20 protein-coding genes are annotated in these 20,999 nt (G+C 62.0%); 7 read left to right on the plus strand and 13 right to left on the minus strand.

The genetic code is table 11. The features are described 5' to 3' along the window. Positions 1-20 precede the first annotated feature (20 nt). Complete coding sequence (locus tag CUC44_RS15865; protein ID WP_100860855.1) at positions 21-602, minus strand: DNA-3-methyladenine glycosylase I; 582 nt, start codon at positions 600-602, stop codon at positions 21-23. A 221-nt stretch (positions 603-823) separates the two neighbouring features. On the opposite strand from CUC44_RS15865, the gene glyQ reads away from it, so the two are divergent. Then, positions 824-1,747 carry a glycine--tRNA ligase subunit alpha gene (glyQ, locus tag CUC44_RS15870; RefSeq protein ID WP_100860856.1) on the plus strand — a complete coding sequence of 308 codons (924 nt, stop codon included), beginning with the start codon at positions 824-826 and terminating at the stop codon, positions 1,745-1,747. A gap of 9 nt (positions 1,748-1,756) precedes the next feature. Further along, positions 1,757-3,826, plus strand: coding sequence for a glycine--tRNA ligase subunit beta (gene glyS / locus CUC44_RS15875; RefSeq protein WP_100860857.1), 2,070 nt, complete (start codon positions 1,757-1,759; stop codon positions 3,824-3,826). 130 nt (positions 3,827-3,956) lie between these two features. Here the strand turns inward: glyS and CUC44_RS15880 are convergent, their stop codons facing one another. Then, a complete protein-coding gene (locus CUC44_RS15880) occupies positions 3,957-4,430 on the minus strand; it encodes a DUF2846 domain-containing protein (RefSeq protein WP_100860858.1) in 474 nt (157 codons plus the stop codon). A 388-nt stretch (positions 4,431-4,818) separates the two neighbouring features. On the opposite strand from CUC44_RS15880, the gene CUC44_RS15885 reads away from it, so the two are divergent. Both CUC44_RS15885 and CUC44_RS15890 read left to right on the plus strand, forming a co-directional pair. Next, positions 4,819-5,709, plus strand: a complete 891-nt coding sequence (locus CUC44_RS15885) for a DMT family transporter (RefSeq protein ID WP_100860859.1) — start codon at positions 4,819-4,821, stop codon at positions 5,707-5,709. A gap of 91 nt (positions 5,710-5,800) precedes the next feature. Continuing rightward, on the plus strand, positions 5,801-6,283 hold the full coding sequence (locus tag CUC44_RS15890; RefSeq protein ID WP_100860860.1) for a DM13 domain-containing protein: 483 nt from the start codon (positions 5,801-5,803) through the stop codon (positions 6,281-6,283). A gap of 94 nt (positions 6,284-6,377) precedes the next feature. Here CUC44_RS15890 and CUC44_RS15895 read toward each other — a convergent pair whose 3' ends face one another. The 4 genes from CUC44_RS15895 to CUC44_RS15910 all read right to left on the minus strand — a co-directional run bounded on the left by CUC44_RS15895 (position 6,378) and on the right by CUC44_RS15910 (position 9,239). Continuing rightward, positions 6,378-6,677 (minus strand): hypothetical protein, encoded by a 300-nt coding sequence (locus CUC44_RS15895; protein ID WP_100860861.1) that lies wholly within the window; start codon positions 6,675-6,677, stop codon positions 6,378-6,380. Between the two features lie 62 nt (positions 6,678-6,739). Continuing rightward, complete coding sequence (locus CUC44_RS15900) at positions 6,740-7,420, minus strand: ArsR/SmtB family transcription factor (protein ID WP_100860862.1); 681 nt, start codon at positions 7,418-7,420, stop codon at positions 6,740-6,742. 27 nt (positions 7,421-7,447) lie between these two features. After that, entirely contained in the window at positions 7,448-7,828 is a 381-nt protein-coding gene (locus CUC44_RS15905) for an amino acid-binding protein (protein ID WP_100860863.1), read from the minus strand. Between the two features lie 193 nt (positions 7,829-8,021). Beyond that, positions 8,022-9,239 (minus strand): aromatic amino acid transporter, encoded by a 1,218-nt coding sequence (locus CUC44_RS15910; RefSeq protein WP_100860864.1) that lies wholly within the window; start codon positions 9,237-9,239, stop codon positions 8,022-8,024. A gap of 451 nt (positions 9,240-9,690) precedes the next feature. Here CUC44_RS15910 and CUC44_RS15915 point away from each other — a divergent pair, with 451 nt between their 5' ends. Next, positions 9,691-10,071, plus strand: coding sequence for a TonB-dependent receptor (locus CUC44_RS15915; RefSeq protein ID WP_100860865.1), 381 nt, complete (start codon positions 9,691-9,693; stop codon positions 10,069-10,071). Positions 10,072-10,269: 198 nt separating this feature from the next. On the opposite strand, the gene tnaA is transcribed toward CUC44_RS15915, so the two are convergent. From tnaA to norV, 6 genes are all read right to left on the minus strand, one after another. Next, a complete protein-coding gene (tnaA, locus tag CUC44_RS15920) occupies positions 10,270-11,736 on the minus strand; it encodes a tryptophanase (protein ID WP_100860904.1) in 1,467 nt (488 codons plus the stop codon). Between the two features lie 201 nt (positions 11,737-11,937). Then, the gene (gene tnaC, locus CUC44_RS15925) at positions 11,938-12,057 is read right to left on the minus strand and encodes a tryptophanase leader peptide (RefSeq protein ID WP_100860866.1); all 120 of its coding nucleotides are present in this window, start codon (positions 12,055-12,057) and stop codon (positions 11,938-11,940) included. Positions 12,058-12,204: 147 nt separating this feature from the next. Continuing rightward, positions 12,205-13,422, minus strand: a complete 1,218-nt coding sequence (locus CUC44_RS15930) for a 4Fe-4S binding protein (protein WP_100860867.1) — start codon at positions 13,420-13,422, stop codon at positions 12,205-12,207. Positions 13,423-13,549: 127 nt separating this feature from the next. Beyond that, a complete protein-coding gene (locus CUC44_RS15935) occupies positions 13,550-13,888 on the minus strand; it encodes a TehB family protein (RefSeq protein WP_100860868.1) in 339 nt (112 codons plus the stop codon). A 51-nt stretch (positions 13,889-13,939) separates the two neighbouring features. Next, on the minus strand, positions 13,940-15,103 hold the full coding sequence (gene norW / locus CUC44_RS15940; RefSeq protein ID WP_100860869.1) for an NADH:flavorubredoxin reductase NorW: 1,164 nt from the start codon (positions 15,101-15,103) through the stop codon (positions 13,940-13,942). Further along, complete coding sequence (norV, locus tag CUC44_RS15945; protein WP_100860870.1) at positions 15,100-16,581, minus strand: anaerobic nitric oxide reductase flavorubredoxin; 1,482 nt, start codon at positions 16,579-16,581, stop codon at positions 15,100-15,102. Before norV ends, norW begins: the two co-directional genes overlap by 4 nt. 170 nt (positions 16,582-16,751) lie before the next feature. Here norV and norR point away from each other — a divergent pair, with 170 nt between their 5' ends. Continuing rightward, entirely contained in the window at positions 16,752-18,281 is a 1,530-nt protein-coding gene (gene norR, locus CUC44_RS15950) for a nitric oxide reductase transcriptional regulator NorR (RefSeq protein ID WP_100860871.1), read from the plus strand. Between the two features lie 90 nt (positions 18,282-18,371). On the opposite strand, the gene CUC44_RS15955 is transcribed toward norR, so the two are convergent. Continuing rightward, a complete protein-coding gene (locus CUC44_RS15955; protein WP_100860872.1) occupies positions 18,372-19,376 on the minus strand; it encodes a substrate-binding domain-containing protein in 1,005 nt (334 codons plus the stop codon). Between the two features lie 435 nt (positions 19,377-19,811). On the opposite strand from CUC44_RS15955, the gene CUC44_RS15960 reads away from it, so the two are divergent. Then, complete coding sequence (locus CUC44_RS15960; protein WP_167388930.1) at positions 19,812-20,933, plus strand: branched-chain amino acid ABC transporter substrate-binding protein; 1,122 nt, start codon at positions 19,812-19,814, stop codon at positions 20,931-20,933. Positions 20,934-20,999 lie beyond the last annotated feature (66 nt).

Genomic DNA, 20,999 nt, shown 5'->3' on the forward strand with positions numbered 1-20,999 from the left:
TTCTTCATCTGCCCTCCGCGTTACCCCAGTGTCCCTGACTGCTGACATGCCATGTGGCAGGGGCAGGTCACCAGATGATCGTTCACCATGCCCACCGCCTGCATAAAGGCGTAGCAGATGGTGCTGCCGACGAAGGTGAAACCGAGTTTCTTGAGCGCCTTGGCCATGGCGTCGGACTCTGGTGAGGTGGCAGGAATATCGCCTTTGCCCTGGCGCTGGTTGACGATGGGCGCGCCGCCGACGAAGCCCCACAGGTAGTCCGCGAAGTCGATGCCCTGTGCCTCCAGTGCCAGATAGGCGCGAGCGTTTTTGATGATCGACTGCACCTTGAGGCGATTGCGGATGATGCCCGTGTTTTGCATCAGTCGCTCCACATCCTGCTCGTCGAACCGGACGATGAGCGTGGGATCGAAGTTCGCATAGGCGCGGTAATAACTGTCGGTGCGTTTGAGAATGGTGATCCAGGAGAGCCCAGCCTGCTGGCCATCGAGGCAGAGTTTGGCAAACAGCTCGCGCGGGTCCCGCACCGGCCGCCCCCACTGTTTGTCATGGTATTCAATGTATTCCGGGTCCTTGGTCACCCAGGCGCAGCTCAGTTCCATTCCTCGTCTCCTGTTATTTTTCTCTGCCCGACTCTCTGTCCGACAAGGGGATTTCATCGGCCACATGACGGGGCTTTCATCCCGGGCCGACCAGGCCCGGCGCAGCGCCACCCCATGAATCCTCTGCAATTTCGCCTATTATCCGACCATGCCAGACGGTATACTCCTTCGGTTCACATTCAGCAAATCTTGCTCTGATTTCACTTCGCGCGAAAAACACTATGCAAAAATTCGATGTCAAAACCTTTCAGGGCCTGATCCTGCAGCTGCAGGACTATTGGTCCCGCCAGGGCTGTACCATCATTCAGCCGCTGGATATGGAAGTGGGTGCCGGTACCTCCCACCCCATGACCTGCCTGCGCGCCCTGGGCCCTGAGCCCATCGCCTGCGCCTACGTGCAACCGTCCCGCCGTCCCACCGACGGCCGCTACGGTGAGAACCCGAACCGCCTGCAGCACTATTACCAGTTCCAGGTGATCATCAAGCCGTCCCCCGACAACATCCAGGAACTCTACCTCGGCTCTTTGAAAGAGCTGGGCATGGATCCCGAGATCCACGACATCCGCTTCGTGGAAGACAACTGGGAAAACCCGACCCTGGGTGCCTGGGGTCTGGGCTGGGAAGTGTGGCTCAACGGCATGGAAGTGACTCAGTTCACCTACTTCCAGCAGGTTGGCGGCCTCGAATGCAAGCCGGTCACCGGCGAGATCACCTATGGTCTCGAGCGCCTGGCCATGTACATCCAGGGCGTGGACAGCGTCTATGACCTGGTCTGGTCCGACGGCCCCCTGGGCAAGACCACCTACGGCGATGTCTTCCATCAGAACGAGGTGGAGCAATCTACCTACAACTTCGAGCACGCCGACGTGGACTTCCTGTTCCACTGCTTCGAGCAGTACGAGAAGGAAGCCCAGCACCTGCTCGGCTTGGAAAAACCGCTGCCCCTGCCCGCCTACGAGCGCATCCTCAAGGCCGCGCACTCCTTCAACCTGCTGGATGCCCGCAAGGCCATCTCGGTCACCGAGCGTCAGCGCTACATACTGCGCATTCGCACCCTGACCAAGGCCGTGGCCGAGGCTTACTACGCCTCCCGCGAGGCACTGGGCTTCCCCATGTGTCAGCGCACTGAGAACAAGCAAGGTTAAGGAACGGACATGGCACAACATACATTTCTGGTAGAGATCGGCACCGCCGAGCTGCCCCCCAAGGCCCTGCGCTCCCTGGCCGAAGCCTTTGCCGACAACTTCAAAGCCGAGCTGACCAAGGCCGACCTGGCCTTCGGCAACGTCGAATGGTTCGCCTCACCGCGCCGTCTGGCGCTGAAGGTGAGCGAGCTGGCCAGCGATCAGCCGAGCAAGAGCGTCGAGAAGCGCGGCCCGGCCGTATCCCAGGCGTTCGATGCCGATGGCAAGCCGACCAAGGCTGCCGAAGGCTGGGCTCGTGGCAACGGCATCACAGTTGAGCAGGCCGAGCGTCTGGTCACCGACAAGGGCGAGTGGCTGGTTCACAACGCCAAGATCGAAGGCCGTCCGGCCAAGGAACTGCTGGGTGAGCTGGTCGCTGCTGCATTGGCCAAGCTGCCCATCCCCAAGATGATGCGCTGGGGCGACAAGACCATCCAGTTCGTGCGTCCGGTGTTCACCGTGACCCTGCTGCTGGATGGCGATCTGGTGCCCGCCACCATTCTGGGTATCGACTCCGCCCGCACCATTCGCGGTCACCGCTTTATGGGCGAACCGGAATTCACCATCGACAACGCCAGCCAGTACCCGCAGATCCTGCTGGAAAAAGGCAAGGTAGTAGCCGATTTTATGGCCCGCAAGGCCAAGATCAAGGCTGACGTCGAAGCGGCCGCTGCCGCCTTCGGTGGCGTCGCCGATCTGGACGACGCCCTGCTGGAAGAAGTCACCGCCCTGGTCGAATGGCCTGTGGTGCTGACCGCCAACTTCGAAGAGAAGTTCCTGGCCGTCCCCGCCGAGGCCCTGGTGCACACCATGAAGGGTGACCAGAAGTACTTCCCGGTCTACGACAAGAGCGGCAAGCTGCTGCCGAAGTTCATCTTCGTCACCAACATCGAGTCCAAGGACCCGAGCCAGATCATCAGCGGCAACGAGAAGGTGGTTCGCCCCCGTCTGTCCGACGCCGAGTTCTTCTTCAAGACCGACCTGAAGCAGACCCTGGCCTCCCGCCTGCCGCGCCTCGAAACCGTGCTGTTCCAGCAGCAGCTCGGTACCGTCAAGGCCAAGGTCGAGCGTATCGAGACCGTCGCCGGCTTCATCGCCGAGCGCATCGGTGCCAACGTGGCTCAGGCCAAGCGTGCCGGCCTGCTCTCCAAGTGCGATCTCATGACCAACATGGTCGGCGAGTTCGCCAGCACCCAGGGTGTCATGGGGATGCACTACGCCCGTCACGACGGCGAAGACGAAGTGGTGGCCGTGGCCCTGAACGAGCAGTACATGCCGCGCTTCGCCGGTGATGCCCTGCCGTCCGCCCTGGAAGCCTGCGCCGTGGCGCTGGCCGACAAGCTCGACACCCTGGCCGGCATCTTCGGCATCGGCATGCTGCCCAAAGGCGACAAGGATCCCTTCGCCCTGCGCCGCGCCGCCATCGGTGCCCTGCGCATCATGACCGAGAAGCAGCTGGACCTGGATCTGGTTGAACTGGTGGAAGAAGCGGTACGCGTCTACGGCGACAAGCTGACCAACAAAACCGTCGTCACCGACGTGGTCGACTTCATGCTGGGCCGCTTCCGCGCCGCCTATCAGGACGAAGGCATTGGTGCCGATGTTGTGCTGGCCGTGCTGGCCCGCCGCCCGACCCGTCCGCTGGACTTCGATCGCCGCGTCAAGGCCGTCAGCCACTTCCGCAGTCTGGATGCCGCCCTGGCCCTGGCCGCCGCCAACAAGCGCGTGAGCAACATCCTGGCCAAGGTGGAAGGCGAGCTGCCGACCACCGTCAAGCCGGAGCTGTTGCAAGATACCGCCGAAAAAGCGCTGGCCACTCAGGTTGCAGCACTGCAATCCGAGCTGGCCCCGCTGTTCGCCGCCGGTGACTACCAGACCGCCCTCACCCGTCTGGCCGCCCTGCGCGAGCCGGTCGACACCTTCTTCAACGAGGTGATGGTGATGGCAGAAGACGACGCCCTCAAGGCCAACCGTCTGGCGCTGCTGAACAACCTGCGCAACCTGTTCCTGCAAGTAGCGGATATCTCCCTGCTGCAGTGATCCTGGCTGGGTTCAGTGATATAAAAAACGGCGCCGTTAAGGCGCCGTTTTTTTATTAGGGAAGAGGCGAGGTTAACGCCTCACAAAAATGCCAATAACTTCGTTTAATTGAATGCTTTTCTTAGCAGAATTAATTGCTGCAGACACCTGACTTGGCAAGCTGCACGTTTCCTTTGGAGATAACCCGCTTGCCTTCAGTGTCGGAAACCGGCTCAAGCTTGGCGCCACCAACAAAGACACCCATCTTTATAATCTGGCGGAAGAAGTAGTTTTTACCAGGCTCGGTAAAAACAGAAATCTTGTTATCGGAGAATTCAGATTCTGTAGAGAGTTCGTGAGTTTTACCGCCCGCTACCTGCTTATAGAAGAAAGTCTGGTTGGCAGACTCACCAAGGCATTCAGAATCAACATAAACGTCTTTTTTCTGGGCCTTTCCCATGTAGCTGTCCCGGTAGACGTAAAGACCTGCCATATTACCTTCCGGTGCAGGGAAGGCTTTCAGTCTGGCACTTTCCTGAGCACTTTCCATTGGAACACTGGCACAGCCTGCCAGTAACAAGGTGCCCAATACAGTTGACGCCAGTGCCAGTTTTTTGAACATCATGGGGAATTCTCCGTGCAATATTTAGCCTGAAATTTATATTTTAATAAATAATGAGTTGTCTCTGACAACGGCGAATTTGACCATATGAATCCAACTACCACCAGCAAACTTTATATTTCAGACTCAAGAAATAAATATGATGTGACACATATCAAACTTGAATATGGAGAGTCATCTTCTTCTTATGATAATCGGCTATCCATAGTGTAAATAAAGCATCGACAGTTCTCCAGAAGCTCGGTTCTATAACTGTTCTTTATTGACTGTTCGAATTATTATCCGATATTCGCAGAAACGAACGTGCGTCTCCGCTCCAGCACAACGGCTATCGCCGTTTCCGTGTACAATCCCTCACTCGTTCCAGCCTCTGTGACCCGATGGCGACCCCATGAACCGCACGCCCCTGTTGTTGATGATCTGCACCACCTTGTTAGCGGCCGCCGGCTGGTTCTTCTCCAAGGAGGCGATCCGCGAGCTGCCCCCCGCCGCCTTTATCGGCAGCCGCTTCCTGCTGGCGGCCCTGATCCTGCTGCCCCTTGCCATCTTGTACGAACCCAGGCCCAGCCGCGCCCAGCTGCTGCGCGCCCTCGGCTGTGGCTCCTTGCTCGGTCTCAACCTGCTGCTCTGGGTGACCGCCATCAGCCAGAGCGACGCCCTCGGCAGCGGCGCCTTTATCATGAGCGTCGCCACCCTGATGGCCCCGCTGGCCGCCTGGGTCGGCTTCCAGACCCGGCCGGGCCGCCACTACTGGACCACACTGCCCCTGGCGGTGGCGGGTCTGTTGCTGCTCTCAAGCGGCACTGACTGGGGCGTCTCCCGCTCCCTGCTCTGGTTCCTGGCCGCCGCCATGGCCCTCGGCACCCAGTTCGCGGTCCATCGCAACTTCGCCCAGTCGATCCCGGCGCGCTGGCTCACCTGCATCCAGCTCGCCATGACGGGCCTGATGGGCACCCTCCTCTCCCTGCTGACCGAGAGCTGGCCAACCTTCGTCAGCACCGGCACCTGGGGCTGGTTTGCCGCCAGCGTGCTGCTCGCCACCACCTTGCGCTACCTGCTGCTGACCCTGGCTTTGAGCAAGATGACCACCACCCACGCGGCCCTGCTGATGCTGCTCGAACCCGTCTGGACCCTGATGCTCAGCACCCTCTGCTATGGGGAGGCCCTCGGCGGGGCCAAGCTGGCCGGCGCCGGGCTGGTACTCGGCGCCCTGGTGCTCTATCAGCTGCCCCTGCTGCGTAGCGGCGCACGGCTGCCAGCGAAGGAGTCCAGCCACGACTAGCGTTGGTAGCCAGTGGCCCCAGTTCGGGGATGGGCACGAGCCGCCGTCGCTGCTAGGGTAGTGGCATTAATTCATCGACGACCGAGGCTCTATGCAACGCAAGACTATGGCCCTGCTGCTGGTCACCCATCTGCTGGTGGGGGGCGCGGGCTTTGCCGCCGGCATCTATCTGCTGCCGATCCTGATAGCGCCTGCCGCACCGAGCAGTGAGCAGGTGGCGGCCAGCCAGGCACAGGCGACCTATCAGGGCACCTTCAAGCGGGATCTGAAAGACAGCGATCGACTGCACTGGGGGGAAGGCAAGATAAGCATAGGGCCGGATGCCATCAGCCTGATGGGCCAGCTGGCGCCGGGGCCCGACTATCAGCTCTACCTGTCGCCGGCATTCGTGGAGACGGAGGCGGACTTCGCCCGCCTGAAGCCGCAGATGGTGCATATCGGGCCGGTGAAAACCTTCGACAACTTTATCGTGCCGCTACCGACCAATGTGAACCCGGCTGACTACAACAGCGTTATCATCTGGTGCGAGACGTTCGGACAATTCATTACCGCTGCCCAGTATCAGAACCACTGATCATGCCGACTAGCGGTATGGCCATGGCAGCATAAAATAGCAAATCAAACAAAAATGGCGCCTATTGGCGCCATTTTTACGACTTGTCGGCCCCTCAGCTCGGCGGGAAGTGGCCGCCTATGCTGATCACATTGACCTGCTGCAGGGTGTCGTGGAGGGTGAAGGCCACCCTGTGCTCCTGACTGAGGCGGATGGTGTAGATCCCCTTGTTCACCCCGCTGAGCTGCTCGTAGTGCATGTCCCCCACCTTGTCGGCGGCGTTCTTTGGGTGGGTGCCGCGCTCGATCTCCCGCCGCCACTCGTGGTACTTGCTCATGCCCGCGGCCGGTACGGCGACGTGCTTGCCCTTGTTGTAGAGGATGCGTTGCTGAGAGTCATTGATGCTCCATGCCATGGCCGGCTCCTTGTTTAGGCTCAAAAGAGAACCAAAGCATAGACCAGGCAAGGGCATTGGGGTCAGGCCGGGATCCCGAACTGGCGTTGCAGCAGGCGCTGGCCGCCGGTTGTCAGGGTCAGCTCGCGGCCCTCGAGTACGCGCACCAGCGCCCCCTTGTCCAGTAGATGGGTGAGCAGGCGGGCGCCCAGCTGGCCCCCCAGGTGCATGCGCCGCTCGCTCCAGTCCAGACAGGGACAGGCGAAGTGGCGCCTGCCGCTCGGCACGCAGTCGATGCCGAGCCGGCTGAAGTGCTGCTCCCCCTCAGGGGTCAGGCCATGGCCGCCGGCGTCCAGCCAGCCCTGAGCCAGCAGGGCGTCATGCAGCCGCACTCCCAGCTCCCCCGCCAGATGGTCATAGCAGGTGCGGGCGAAGCGCAGCCGCGCCGGGGTCTTGCTCTGCAAGGGGCCCGGGCCTTGCGCCGCCAGCCCCATCAACTGCTCCACCACCAAGGCCACCTCAGGGCTCGCGATGCGATAGTAGCGATGCTTGCCCTGCTGGACGCAGCCCGTCAGCCCCTGCTGCTGCAACCTGGCGAGGTGACTGCTGGCGGTGGAGGTGGCGACGTCCGCCACAGTGCTTAGCTCGGTCGCCGTCCAGGCCCGCCCATCCATCAGGGCGGACAACATGCGAGCACGGCTGCCATCGGCGATGGCGGCGGCCACCTGTGCCAGACCCAGCTCCAGGCTCTCTTGCGGGTTCATCTCGCCACTCCCATCCGTGTTCTCTCCTTATTGCCAGTCGGCGGTCGCCTCCCTGGCCTTGTCCATGTCGTCCGTCACCAGGATCAGCTGATTGGCATGATCGCTGTACAGGGTAATGATGTTGACCGATGCGGTCCCCAGTGCGGTGCAGATGGCCCCCAGCTGGCCGGGCACCTCCTGCTTCAGGCGGCGCACCAGCACCTCTCGCACCGCCACTACCTCCAACCCGGCCTCTCTGGCGACCTGGGCGGCGCGCTCTCCCTCTTCCACCAGGAAGTGGGCATGGCCGGCGCCCTCGGCGAGGAACATGCCACCCCCTTCCAGGCTGACGCCCGCGCGGCCCATCAAGACCCCGAACTGCCCCAGTGCGCCCGGGTTGTCCGGCAATATCAGATGAATATCGTACATCCTTGTCTCTCCTTTGCGATAACAGCCTGCAGCATAGGAGAAGGCAGGAAGAGACGCTTCGATGGTGGCCGAAGCGTTGCCCCTACCTCGATTTTTTCTTTCGAAGGTTGGGCTCGCCCTAAACAAAAACGGCGCCCATGGGCGCCGTTTTGCTATTCCCCCGGCTCGATATCGGGGCCAAACATCCTCTTTCTCAACCTGTATAGGCCGGCAGCAGACCCGCCATGTTGAGCAGGTGGAAGGCGGCGGTCAGCACCCCGAACAGGATCACCAGGGCGATCATCAGCACACCGCCCGGAGCGTGGAAGCCCTCGCCCTTGCCACCCTTGGCGGCGCGCACCTTCCAGGCCAGCAGGGGCGGAATGATGCAGGTCCAGAGGGTGGCCACGGCGCCGGCGTAGCCGATGGCGGCCAGGAAACCGAACGGGAACAGCAACGAGAGCACCAGGGGCGGCAGGAAGGTCACCGCCCAGGACTTGCTGCGGCCGCGATGGCTGTTGTCGAACTTGAACAGATCCGCCAGGTAGTCGAATACCCCGAGCCCGACCCCGATAAAGGAGGAGAGGATGGCCGCCATGGAGAAGGCGTTGAGGGCGCTCGCCACCGCCTTGGATTCGATGACGGATCCCAGCGCCGTGAGCAGGGCATCCACGTTGCCGTCTTGCGCTATCACCGGGCCGAAGGCGCTGCGCGGCAGGTTGCCGAACACGCTGACCAGCCAGATGAGGTAGAAGGTGAGCGCGATGACGGTGCCGCCCAGGATGGCGCGGCTGGCGCGGCGCTCCTCACCGTAGTAGGCGCGCATGGACGACACAGAGTGGTGATAGCCAAACGAGGTGAGCGCCACCGGCAGCATCACCAGGGCATAGGGGGCATAGCTGTGCTCACTGCCGACCTTGTCGAGCAGCAGATCCAGGCGGATGTTCATGGACATGCCGGAGATGCCGAAGGCGAAGCTCAGCCCCATCAGGATCACCAACAGCACGGAGATGCGGTCCACCGCCCGGGTGGAGTGCCACACCAGGCCGGAGAAGGCCAGGGTAAACAGCACAGATCCCCAGTGGCTGCCAAGCCCGGTCATGCCCTCTATGATGAGGCCGGCCGAGGTGATGTAGGCATAGAGCAATATGCCGCCGACGAAGTAGACGCTTAAGTTGTTGAGTGCGTTGACCTTGTTCCCCAGCAGATCCCGGGTCACGGTATCGAAGGAGACGCGCAATGGATAGCCCTTGTAGGACTCCAGCAGCATCCAGCCGGAGACGGTCATCACCACCATGGTCAGCGCCACCGCGAGCATGGACCAAAGCGTCCATGCTCCCGCCCCCGCACTCGGCAGCCCCAGCATACCGGCTCCTACACAGACGCCGGCAATGATGCATGCCCCGCCCACCAACGATGGTTTATGTTCCATTTACTTCCCCAAAGACGATTGTTGATCTGGTCGCGACCGCGGACCGTTGCATCTGCTACGCCGGTTGTCATCGTAAGATCGCGCTCATCCGTACTATCGGTGCCCAGCCGCTTGCTGCTGCATCGGCGGCAGAAGCTGTGCTATCGGCGCCCAGCCGCTTGCTGCTGCGTCAGCGAGGCAAGACGTGGCTGAGGCTGGCTACCGATCCCAAAAGGGCAGCAGGGCCGCCATTTTGGGGGTGTGACTTTACCCTGCATGTCCTCGGGTATCAAATCCGCAGGCTCAATGGGGGGATCCAGGGCCGGTTTTGGCGACATCTGGTTACTTTCTGACGATCCGGCTGCTGCTGAAATCTGTCTGACGGCGCTTCAGTGGATGGCGAGCTCATGGCGAAGGGCTGCCCGCCCGGCGCACTATACTCAAGCCGGTTTTCACGGCGAGGAGCCACCCCATGGACAGGAAGTTCGTCATCAGCGCCCTCTGCTATGCCCTGCTCGGCATGGTGCTCGGCATCTATATGGCCGCCTCCAAGGATCACGGCCAGTTCGTGACTCACGCCCACATCATGTTGGTGGGGTTCGTGGTGTCGTTTAGTTATGCCCTCTGCCACCGGTTGTGGCTCGGCAACCCGAGCGGGCGGCTGGCGCAGATCCAGTTCTACCTGCATCAGCTGGGGGCGGCCGTGATGACGGCGGGGCTCTATCTGCTCTACGGCCAGTTGCTGCCCCCGGAGCGGGTCGATCCCTTCCTCGCCGCCTCCTCCCTGGCGGTGCTGGCTGCCATGGGGATCATGCTGGCCCAGTTTGTGCGGCGCCCATCCGTGCAGCCATAACAACACGGCGCCCGAGGGCGCCGTTTTTCACCATGACATCTGATAGCTATCCGACCCCTTATTCAGGGCCCTCATTTGGCAGCATAAGCAATTACCACTATTGCCTTTCACGACATAATTCGCTGCCTTGATGCCAAATATCTTGATTCACCATCTGCTGGATGAAGGGAGGCAGCATAGTCCTCCCCCCCACAGCCGTCATGCCTCGATCAGCTTGCCTTTCTGCTTGCTGACGGTCGGCGCTCCGGGCTCCACCTCTTTCAATCGGGCGGTGAAGTGGCGCAGTACCGCCGGTTCGTAGATAAAATCGAGCCCCTTCACGTTTTTGGCGTTCTTCTTCACCTCGCCAAACGCCTCGATGACGAAGTCCATGTGGGTTTGGGTGTAGGTCGCGCGGGGTATGGTCAGGCGCAGCAGCTCGGCCGGGCAGGGATGCTGCTTGCCGGTGGCGGGATCGCGCCCCAGCAGCAATGAGCCTATCTCCACCGCCCGGATGCCGGCCACCTTGTAGAGCTCGCACGCCAGCGCATGGGCCGGGAACTGATCCGCCGGGATATGGGGCAGCAGCTTGCCCGCATCCACGAAGGCCGCGTGACCGCCAGCCTGCTGGCACACCACGCCGATGGCCTCGAGGCCATCCACCAGGTACTGCACCTGGCCGATGCGATAAGCCAGCCAGTCCTGGCGCATGCCATCGCGCAGACCGACCGCGAGCCGCTCCATGGCGCCCCCTTCCAGCCCGCCGTAAGTCGGGAAGCCCTCCTGCACCACGCACAGGGTGCGGCATTCGGTGTAGACGTCCAGCATGCTGTCGTCCTTGAAACAGAGCAGGCCGCCCATCTGCACCATGGCGTCCTTCTTGGCGGACATGGCGAGGCCGTCCGCGTACTTGTAGGACTCCATGGTGATCGCCTCTATGGACCAGTTTGCGTAGCCGGGCTCACGCTGCTGGATGAAGTAGGCGTTCTCGGCGAAGCGGGCCGAGTCCATGATGACCGGAATGTCGTATTTGCGGGCAATCTCATACACCGCCTTCAGGTTGGCGATGGAGACAGGCTGGCCGCCGGCGGAGTTGCAGGTGATGGTGCTGACGATGTAGGGCACGTTGGCCGGGCCCGCCTCCAGGATGGCCTCCTCCAGCTTCAGCAGATCGAAGTTGCCCTTGAAGTCGGCGGTGACCGAGGTATCGAACGCCTCCTTGGTGTAGACGTTTTTCGCCACGCAGCAGTTGATCTGGGTGTGGCCCTGGGTGGTGTCGAAGAAGTAGTTGGAGAGCGCCACCATCTTTTTGCGATCCAGCCCCTTCTCCTGCTCCCGCTTCTTGATCAGCACCGGAATGTAGATCTGCTCGGCGCCGCGCCCCTGGTGGGTGGGGATGGTGAGCGCATAGCCGAAGATCTCCTGCACCGCCTGCTGCAATGCGTAGTAGCTGCGGCTGCCGCTGTAGGCCTCGTCGCCGCGCAGCATGGCGGCCTGCATGTTCTGGGTGATGGCGCCTGTGCCGCTGTCGGTCAGCAGATCGATAAACACGTCTTCGCTGTCCAGCAGGAAGGGGTTCATGCCCGCCCGCACGATCGCCTCCTCCCGGTAGGCACGGGTGGTGCGCTTGACCGGCTCGATGACACGGATACGGAACGGCTCGGGGAGATGCTTGAAGTTTTCCATGGTATAGACACCCAACTTTAAATATTTAGGATGAGTCTCAGCCTCCGCCTCAATTAATGGTGGGCGGCAATAACGGCATGAGATCGGGTGCACGCCAGCGCCTCGCCAATTAATAAGGCGAGCGGGAGTGCAGACTATTTCGATTCAGGAATGTGGGCAGGCTTGGATTATTGTCGGCAATAGCCAAGCGGCCGCGGGGAATTACAGCGGGAAGAAGAAGGCGATCTTGTGATCCAGGGTAAACCACTTGGGGGAAGCGATCAGGGTAGCCATGTTATTGCTCATCTGGTGATTGAATAACGCCGAATTAACAGGAGTCATTATGGTTGGCCCTTATTCATTCGCAATTGCCGGATGAGCAAATTGGGATGGCGTTAACAGTTTTATCGAGGGGAGAAATATATGACCCCCTCCCCCGTCAGCGCCATTTAATCAGGAAAGACTCAATATTTCCCGGCAGATCTGCCCTCAATGGTTTAGCCAGGGCAGACGCTGCAGCAGCCAGTGGCGATCCGCCAGAGGCGTCTGGCTGACCCAGGTATCCAGCAGGCCATAGGAGAGCAGCGGCAGCACCAGCAGCAACAGGCAGAGCAGGGCCAGCAGCCAGGCCGGGCTGAGCCGATGGCGACGACTGCCGAGGTGCAGCGCATCGGCCCGCTTGGGGCAGGCGGCGACGCAGCTCAGGCAGCTGGTGCATTCGAGGCTGCGTACCGAGATCAGCTGATGCACCTGGATGCGCGACGGACAGGCCCGGCTGCACTTGTCACAGTCGTGGCCAGCGCTTCGCAGGCAGCGGGCCGGATCCCGGCGGATACGCAGTGGCGTCACCAGACCGAGCAGGGCCAGCCAGGCGCCGTAGGGGCAGAGGTAGCGGCAGAAGCCCTGCCGGAAGGCGACGGTGAGCAGCATCACCCAGCCCAGACAGAGGCTGGAGATCAGGGTCAGGTTGAAGAAGAAGGCCCCCATCTTCATGTCCGCCGCCTGATGGTAGGGGCTGGTGAAGTAGCCGGGCAGGGCGACGCTCGGCACCGCGATCAGCACGATAAACAGCAAAAAAATCAGCACCAGAAACTTCTGACCACGCAACACGGCATCGAGCCAGCGCGGTGGCGTCCACTCCCCCGGCAGCAGGCGTGTGCGTAGGCCGTGCAGCCACTCCCCCACCAGCCCGAGGGGGCAGAACCAGGCACAGAAGGCCCGCCCCAGCAACAGTGCCGACAGGCAGAGCACCAGCACCGTGATGGTCGCCGCCGGATGATGGGGATCCATCAGCCCCTGGGTCAGCCAGGCCCGCAACCCCAGACCGCCGGCGATGGGCAGGAAGCCATCCACCACGTCCGGACGCATCAGCCAGGGGGTCATCCCCTGCTCAAGCTGTCCGATATGGACGACATATTGCGCCGCCACCAGCCCCCAACACAGCAGCAATAGCTGCCTGGTGGCCGTTCTGAGACGCTGACTGCCTATGCGGGCCAGCACGGGCAGGGGACGATAGCGCTGCCACAGCGCGAGCGTCGTGGCCACCAGCCCCAGCGCGAGCCAGAGCACTGAATCCGCCATCAGCAGCCAGAGCGCGGCAGCCAGCATGAGGGAGAGAATCCATGACCAACCGGCACGCCCCTGCCACAGCAACAGGATCAGATAGACCAGGCCCGCGGTCATGGTCAGGGCTTCCAACAGGCTCATGCTTCCCTCACAGTGCTCATCCGAATCGAGGGGGCAGGATAACCAACATCTGAGTTGATGATTTTGATCTGCATGGGCAGAGGGGGCATTTGCCCGCTCCGCCCGTCAGCCCTTCTGTTGACCCCTGTTATTTGCGGCTGTTGAACAGGGGCTGATCCGACTCTGCCCGTTCGGCCCAGAAGTGGATGTTGAAGCGGGCATCCTCAGACAGCTCGACCCTGTGCCAGTACTGGGGCGGACTGGTGGCAAACTCCCCGGCCCGGATCACCAGGCTTATCTCCGGCTGCTCGGCCTGCTCGTTGGCAAAGCCGTGATAGGTGACGGTTCCCGCCATCACGCAGAGCTGGCCGAACACGCCGGCGGCTGTGTTGTGGTGGCTCAAGAGAGCCGCCGGCACATTGTCACGGGTGAAGAAGGGGGTGGAGCGACGCACTACCCAGTGAGACGGAATAAGGTGCAGTGACATAAGTTTTCTCCTAAGAGTGCCGGTCAACCCGGCCTCAATCGATAAAGTGGATCAACGGGGCAGCTGGCGCAGCAGGGGGAAGGCGGCGCTCATCTGATCGCCCCCCACCACGAAACCGCACAGCTCGCCATCTTCGCCGCGCGCCTCGGCCACCATGCCTTGGCGACTCCAGCGGCACTGCCAGGCGAGATCCTCCCCTCGGGTGCGGCCCGCCAGCTGCAACGGATAGAGCGGCGTCTTCACCTTCACCAGCATGGGGGGCAGGGTCAGCACGGTCGGGGTGCCGAGCAGCGTCTTGGCCAGGGCACTGGCCCCCAGCACGATTGGTTGCAGGAAGGGAAGCAACTGCCCCCGCCACTCGATGCCATCCCCCAGGGCGAAGATATGGGGATCGCGGGTCTGCAGCCTGTCGTCGACCCGGATGCCGCGCCCCACCTCGAGCCCGGCGCTCTGGGCCAGGGCCAGATTTGGCCGCAGACCAACCGCGGCGATCACCAGATCCTGCGCACTGACCAAGCCATCGCTGAGGGTGACCCGCAAGCCATCGTTCGGCCGATCCGGATCCTGCGGAGCTATACCGGCCACGCCCTGCCCCAGCAGCAAGTTCACCCCCTGCTCGCGCAGGGCCTGCTGCAACGGCTGACTCAGGGCCGCCGGCAACAGGGTGCTCAGCGGGCTGTGAGCCAGATCCACCAGCGTCACCTCCTTCCCCGCGCTCGCCATGTCCATCGCCAGCTCGCAGCCGATGAGGCCCGCCCCCAACACCAGGATGCGGCTGGCGGCGCGGATCCTGGCCTCGGCGGCGGCGTACTCCTGCTGGCTGTTGAGGGTTACCAGGTGTTCGCTTCCCGCTATCTCGGGGCGCACCGCGCTGGCGCCGGTCGCCAGCACCAGCTGACCGTAGGGGAACTCTCCCTGCCCGGTCTTTACCAGCCGCCGCACGGGATCGATAGCCAGCACCGGGCAGTGGGGCAGCAGAGCGATGCGTTGCTGCTCGGCAAACGCGCTGCCGCTAAGGCGGCTCATGGCGGCGGCGCTGCAATCCCGGCTCACTACATGGCTCAAGTCCGGCTTGTTGTACTCATCGCCACTGTCCGCCGTGATAAGACGAATGGGCCGTGCGCCATCCAGTTTGCGCAGGCTCTTGATCAGTTGCTGGGCGGCGAAACCGCTGCCGATCACCACTATCTCTTCGCTCATGGGGATGGCGCTCATACGCAAGCCTCCACGGCGCAGGGCTCGAACACCTCCTTGCCGATGCCGCAGCCGGGGCAGAGGAAGCTGTCCGGCACCTGGGCCCAGGGGGTGCCCGGCGCCACCAGCTGATCCGGTTCCCCCAGCGCCGGGTCATAGACCCACTGGCATACGGTGCAGAGCATGGCCTGGCCGTCATCCCATTCACCGGCAGCCGGTGTGGCTTGCGGCGCCTTGGCCATCACCGGGGCTGGCACCACTGTGGCCTGAGTTGTGGTGATCGGGCGAGGTGCCTCCAGCGGATGCAGTGCCCACTGGCGGGCGAGCCGGCGGCCATGCTCGCGGCATTCGGCCAGGGCGGAACCATCCGGGCGCCACTTCGCCTTGAGGGAGATGCTGATATCGAAACCCGCGTCCATCAGCCGGGTCTGGATGCGATCCACGGCGCCGCCGGTCCAGCCGTAGCTGCCGAAGGCCGAGGCCCGCTTGTTGCGAAAACGCAGGCCGGTGATCTCTTCCAGCATGCCCGCCACCTTGGGCATCATGACGTTGTTCATGGTGGAGGAGCCCACCAGAATCCCCTTGGAGCGGAACACCTGGGTCAGGATCTCGTTCTTGTCGTGGCGCGCCACGTTGAAGATCTTCACCGCCACACCGGGGTCCACCTCATGGATGCCCTGGGCGATGGCGTCGGCCATCATGCGGGTGTTGTTGGACATGGAGTCGTAGAACAGGGTGATGCGATCCTCCTGATACTGATCCGCCCACTCCAGGTATTTGAGGATGATCTGGGTGGGATCCTCGCGCCAGACGATGCCGTGGGAGGTAGCTACCATGCTCACCGGCAGGTTGAAGCCCAGCACCTCCTTGATCTTGGCGGTCACCAGGGGGCTGAAGGGGGTGAGTATGTTGGCGTAGTAGCGCTGGCACTGCTCCATCAGCTCGGTCTGATCCACTTCGTCGTTGAACAGGTGCTCGTCGCAGTAGTGCTGGCCGAAGGCGTCGTTGGAGAAGAGCACGGCATCCTCGGTCATGTAGGTCATCATGCTGTCGGGCCAGTGCAGCATGGGGGTCTCGATAAACACCAACTGCTTGCCATTGCCGATATCCAGGCTGTCACCTGTCTTGACCGGCTGGAAGTTCCACTCGGGGTGATGATGATGGCCCGTGATGGAGTCGATGGCGTTGTGGGTGCAGTAGATGGGGGTATCTGGGATGCGGGCCATCAGCTCGGTCAGGGCGCCGGCGTGATCCTCCTCGGCATGGTTGATCACCACGAAGTCGATGCTGGCGAGATCGATCTCTGCCGCCAGGTTCTGCACGAACTCCCGGCTGAACTTGTGATCCACGGTGTCGATCAGCACGTTCTTCCCTTCGCGGATGAGGTAGCTGTTGTAGCTGGTGCCCTTGTGGGTCTTGTACTCGGTGCCGTGGAAGTCACGCACCTCCCAGTCCCGTTGGCCGACCCAGTGAATGTTGTTTTTGACGTGGATGCTCATCCGGCAGTTCCTCAGCTGAAATAGTGTATGTTCGACTGAACCAGCTAATGCAGCGGACGTGCCAACTTGTAACTCATTGTTTTTAATAAAAATAAAAATCTGCCATTGTCATCAAGACACCACGCATTTATAGTCAAAATCACAAACATACTGTCATTTGGACAATCTCTGTGATCTCCACCGACCGCCTGGCGCGCATCGCCCTCGACCTGCAACTCGGTATCTCCCACCAGGACAGATTCCATCGCCTGATCCAGAGCGTGCGCAGCCTGCTGCACTCGGATGCCTCGGCCCTGCTGCGCTACGAGGGGGGCCAGTTCATCCCGCTCGCCACCGACGGCCTGATGCAGGACGTGCTGGGCCGCCGCTTCGCGCTCAAGGATCACCCGCGCATGGAGGCCATAGCCCGGGCCGGCGACGTGGTGCGCTTCCCCGCCGACAGCCAGCTGCCCGACCCCTATGACGGCCTGATCCCGGATCACGACGACTTCAAGGTGCATGCCTGCGTCGGCCTGCCGCTGTTCGCAGATCAGGCACTTATCGGCGCCCTGACCATAGACGGCATGAACCCGGCCCAGTTCGATGACATCAGCGACGAGGAGTTGCGGCTGGTGGGGGCCCTGGCGGCGGCAGCACTCAGCAATGCCCTCTTGCTGGAGCGGCTCGCCCGCCAGAGCAGCGAACCCATAGCGTCGGGCCCGCAGGCAGGTGCTGACCAGCCGGAGATGATAGGCAACTCCCCCGCCATGGCCCGGCTGCGCCACGAGATAGACGTGGTGGCGAGCTCGGAGCTGAACGTGCTGATCCTGGGGGAGACGGGGGTCGGCAAGGAGCTGATCGCCAAGGCGGTGCATAAGGGCTCACCGCGCGCCGGCGCCCCCCTGGTCTATCTCAACTGCGCCGCCCTGCCGGAGTCGGTGGCGGAGAGCGAGCTGTTCGGCCACGTGAAGGGGGCCTTCACCGGTGCCATCCACAACCGGGCGGGCAAGTTCGAGCTGGCGGACAGGGGCACCTTGTTTTTGGACGAGATAGGCGAGCTCTCCCTGCCCCTGCAGGCCAAGTTGCTGCGGGTGCTGCAATACGGCGATCTGCAGCGCATCGGTGACGACACCCCCCTCAAGGTGAACGTGCGCATCCTGGCCGCCACCAACCGGGACCTGAAACAGGCGGTGGTGGATGGCGCCTTCCGGGCCGATCTCTACCACAGGCTGAGCGTCTTCCCGATCCAGGCCCCGGCGCTGCGGGAGCGGCCAGACGACATCCCCTTGCTGGCCGGCTATTTCTGCGAACGCTGCCGGGTCAGCCTGGGGCTGGAGCGGCTGCGCATCCAGCCCCAGGCGTTGCAACTGTTAGCCGCCCACGACTGGCCGGGCAATGTGCGGGAGCTGGAGCACGCCATCCACCGTGCCGCCGTGCTGGCGCGGGCCGAACAGGGCAGCCAGAGCCCCAGCCTAGCGAGCCACCACTTCAATCTGGGCACTGGCGCCCTGCCCATGTCCACCAGCCCAGGCGTGGCACTTGCCGAGCCCCCCTTGCCCGTCGGCCTGGGGCTGAGGGCCGCCACCGACGCCTTCCAGCTCGCCCTGATCGAGCGTACCCTGGCGACTCATGATGGCAACTGGGCCGCCACCGCCCGCGCCCTGGAGCTGGATGGCGGCAACCTGCACCGGCTTGCCCGCCGGCTCGGCCTCAAGGCCTGACGGCTCCCCAGATACAAGCAGCCCAAAAACAAAGACCCCCTCACATTGGAGGGGGCCTTTCGTTGGACTTTCGCTTGCGAAACACTGAGGTCAGCGCAGGGACTTGACCGAGCGGCGCACAATCAGCTCGGGCTGAACCGTCATGGATTCCACCTCCAGCTCCTTGTTGCGGATCCGGCTCACCAGCTGCTGCACCGCCAGCAGACCGAGCTCGGCCTTGGGGTGGCGAATGGTGGTGAGCGGCGGGCTGGAGAAGCGCGCCATCTCGATGTCGTCATAGCCGATCATGGAGATGTCGTCCGGCACCTTGACCCCGGCTTCCCAGGCGGCGCAGATGGCACCGATGGCCATGGGATCGTCGAAGGCAAACACGGCGGTCGGGCGCGGGTTCAGGGCCAGGATGCGCTGCATGGCATCGAAGCCGCTCTGGCTCTCGTAGTCCCCCTCGAAGATCTGCTCCTCTTTCAGGGTCAGGCCCTGCTCGCCCAGGGCGTCGCGCACCCCGTCCAGCCGCTGCTGGGTGGTCGGCTTGGAGAGATGGCCCGTGATGCAGACGATCTCCCTGTGACCCAGCTCCAGCAGATGGCTCACCGCCATACGGGCGCCGATGCGGGCGTTGTCGTTGATCACGTTGGCAAAATCGCACTCGTTGCCCCAATCCAGCACCACCTGCGGCACCTTCTTGTGGATGCGCAGCATGTCCCTGAACTGGGTGTCGATGTCGGTCCCCAGCACCAGCAGGCCGTCGACCCGCTTCTCCATCAACATGCGCAGGTAGTGCTGCTGACGGGGCGGCTGGTTCTCGGTGTTGCACAGGATCAGGCTGTAGCCCTGCTCGAAGCAGTAGGCCTCGACCCCCTGCACCACTTCCGCGAAGAAGGGGTTGGCACTGGTCGTGACCAGCATGCCGATGGTTTTGGTTGAATTTATCTTGAGGCTGCGCGCCACCGAGTTGGGCGCGTAGTTGAGTTCTGCCACCGCCTCAAGCACTTTTTGAGTCGCATCTTCGCTGACCCGACGGGTGTGATTGAGTACATGTGAGACGGTGGAGATGGATACGCCTGCACGGGAAGCGACATCCTTGATAGTGGCCATCTCTGTCTCCTGAAGATCAAAGGCGGAACAGTAGCAGATTTCCCGAATAAAGGCTTGGTTTTAACGAGAGCTGCCAGTGAATTGTCAATCTTGGCTAATCTAGGCGGTCAACTCTATTTGCGCAAACGAATTTTGGTCAAAATGAGAGCAGGCGCAGAACGAAATATCGTCAGTTTTTTACTCTGACATTTGTCACCATGACAATTTGTTACCTGCATGTTAAGCCACCATTGCGATATTAAATTCTGAAATTATATCAATGTCAGGGCATTTGTTTCATAAAAGCCCTGTCCCATCGACTCTGGTCAGTATCTTTAACATCTTGTTATTGCCCAGCGAGGAATGATAGAACCTTACCTATTGCCGGGCCGACGGGATACAGGTTCGGAATGATGCGCATAAAATGAAACAATTCACTGATTAAGGGACGAATCAATGCATAACTTGAGCAAAATGGCAGTCAGAGCAGCGGTTTCTTTGGCTCTGTTTGGAGCAGCTTCCATGGCCAATGCGGCCGATACCATCAAGATCGGTATCGCCGGCCCGGTCACAGGACCGGTCGCCCAGTACGGTGACATGCAGTTCACCGGCGGCAAGATGGCGGTCGAGCAGATCAACAAGGCGGGCGGCATCAAGGGCAAGCAGATCGAAGCCATCGTCTATGACGACGCCTGCGATCCCAAGCAGGCCGTGGCGGTCGCCAACAAGGTGATCAACGACGGCGTCAAGTTCGTGGTCGGTCACCTCTGCTCCGACAACACCCTGCCCGCCTCCGACATCTATGAAGATGAAGGCGTGCTGATGATCACCCCGGCCTCCACCAACCCCAAGATCACCGAGCGCGGCTACCAGCTGACCATGCGCACTATCGGCCTGGACAGCGATCAGGGCCCGACCGCTGCCAAGTACATCATCGAGCAGGTCAAGCCCCAGCGTGTGGCCGTCATCCACGACAAGAAGCAGTACGGTGAAGGCATCGCCTCCAGCGTCAAGGCCGAGCTGGACAAGGCTGGCGTCAAGGTAGTGGCGTTCGAAGGCATCACCGCCGGGGACAAGGACTTCTCCGCCCTGATCGCCAAGCTGCAGAAAGAGAACGTGGACTTCGTCTATTACGGTGGCTACCACCCGGAGCTGGGTCTGATCCTGCGCCAGGCTGGCGAGAAGGGTCTGAAGGCCAAGTTCATGGGTCCGGAAGGCGTGGGTAACAAGGACATCTCCGCCATCGGCGGCCCGGCTTCCGAAGGCCTGCTGGTCACCCTGCCGAACAAATATGACCTGGTGCCCGCCAACGCCCCCATCGTGGCAGCGTTCAAGGCCAAGGGTCAGGACTCCTCCGGTCCGTTCGTCTGGACTACCTATGCCGCGGTACAGACCCTGGCTGCCGGTATCGCCAAGGCGGGTGCAGACGATCCTGCCGCCGTGGCTGCCGCCATCAAGGCTGCACCGATCGACACCGTCATGGGTCCCCTGAGCTGGGCACCGAACGGTGACCTGAAAGGCTTCGAGTTCGGCGTCTTCCAGTGGCACGCCGACGGCACCTCCACCCAAGTCAAATAATCTGCCGGTCGGGGGTGACAAGCGTCACCCCCTCCTTTCTTTGCGGGCAAGTACAGGGAACGCAGT

Source organism: Aeromonas lusitana, assembly GCF_002812985.1.
In the GTDB taxonomy this organism is placed as follows: domain Bacteria; phylum Pseudomonadota; class Gammaproteobacteria; order Enterobacterales; family Aeromonadaceae; genus Aeromonas; species Aeromonas lusitana.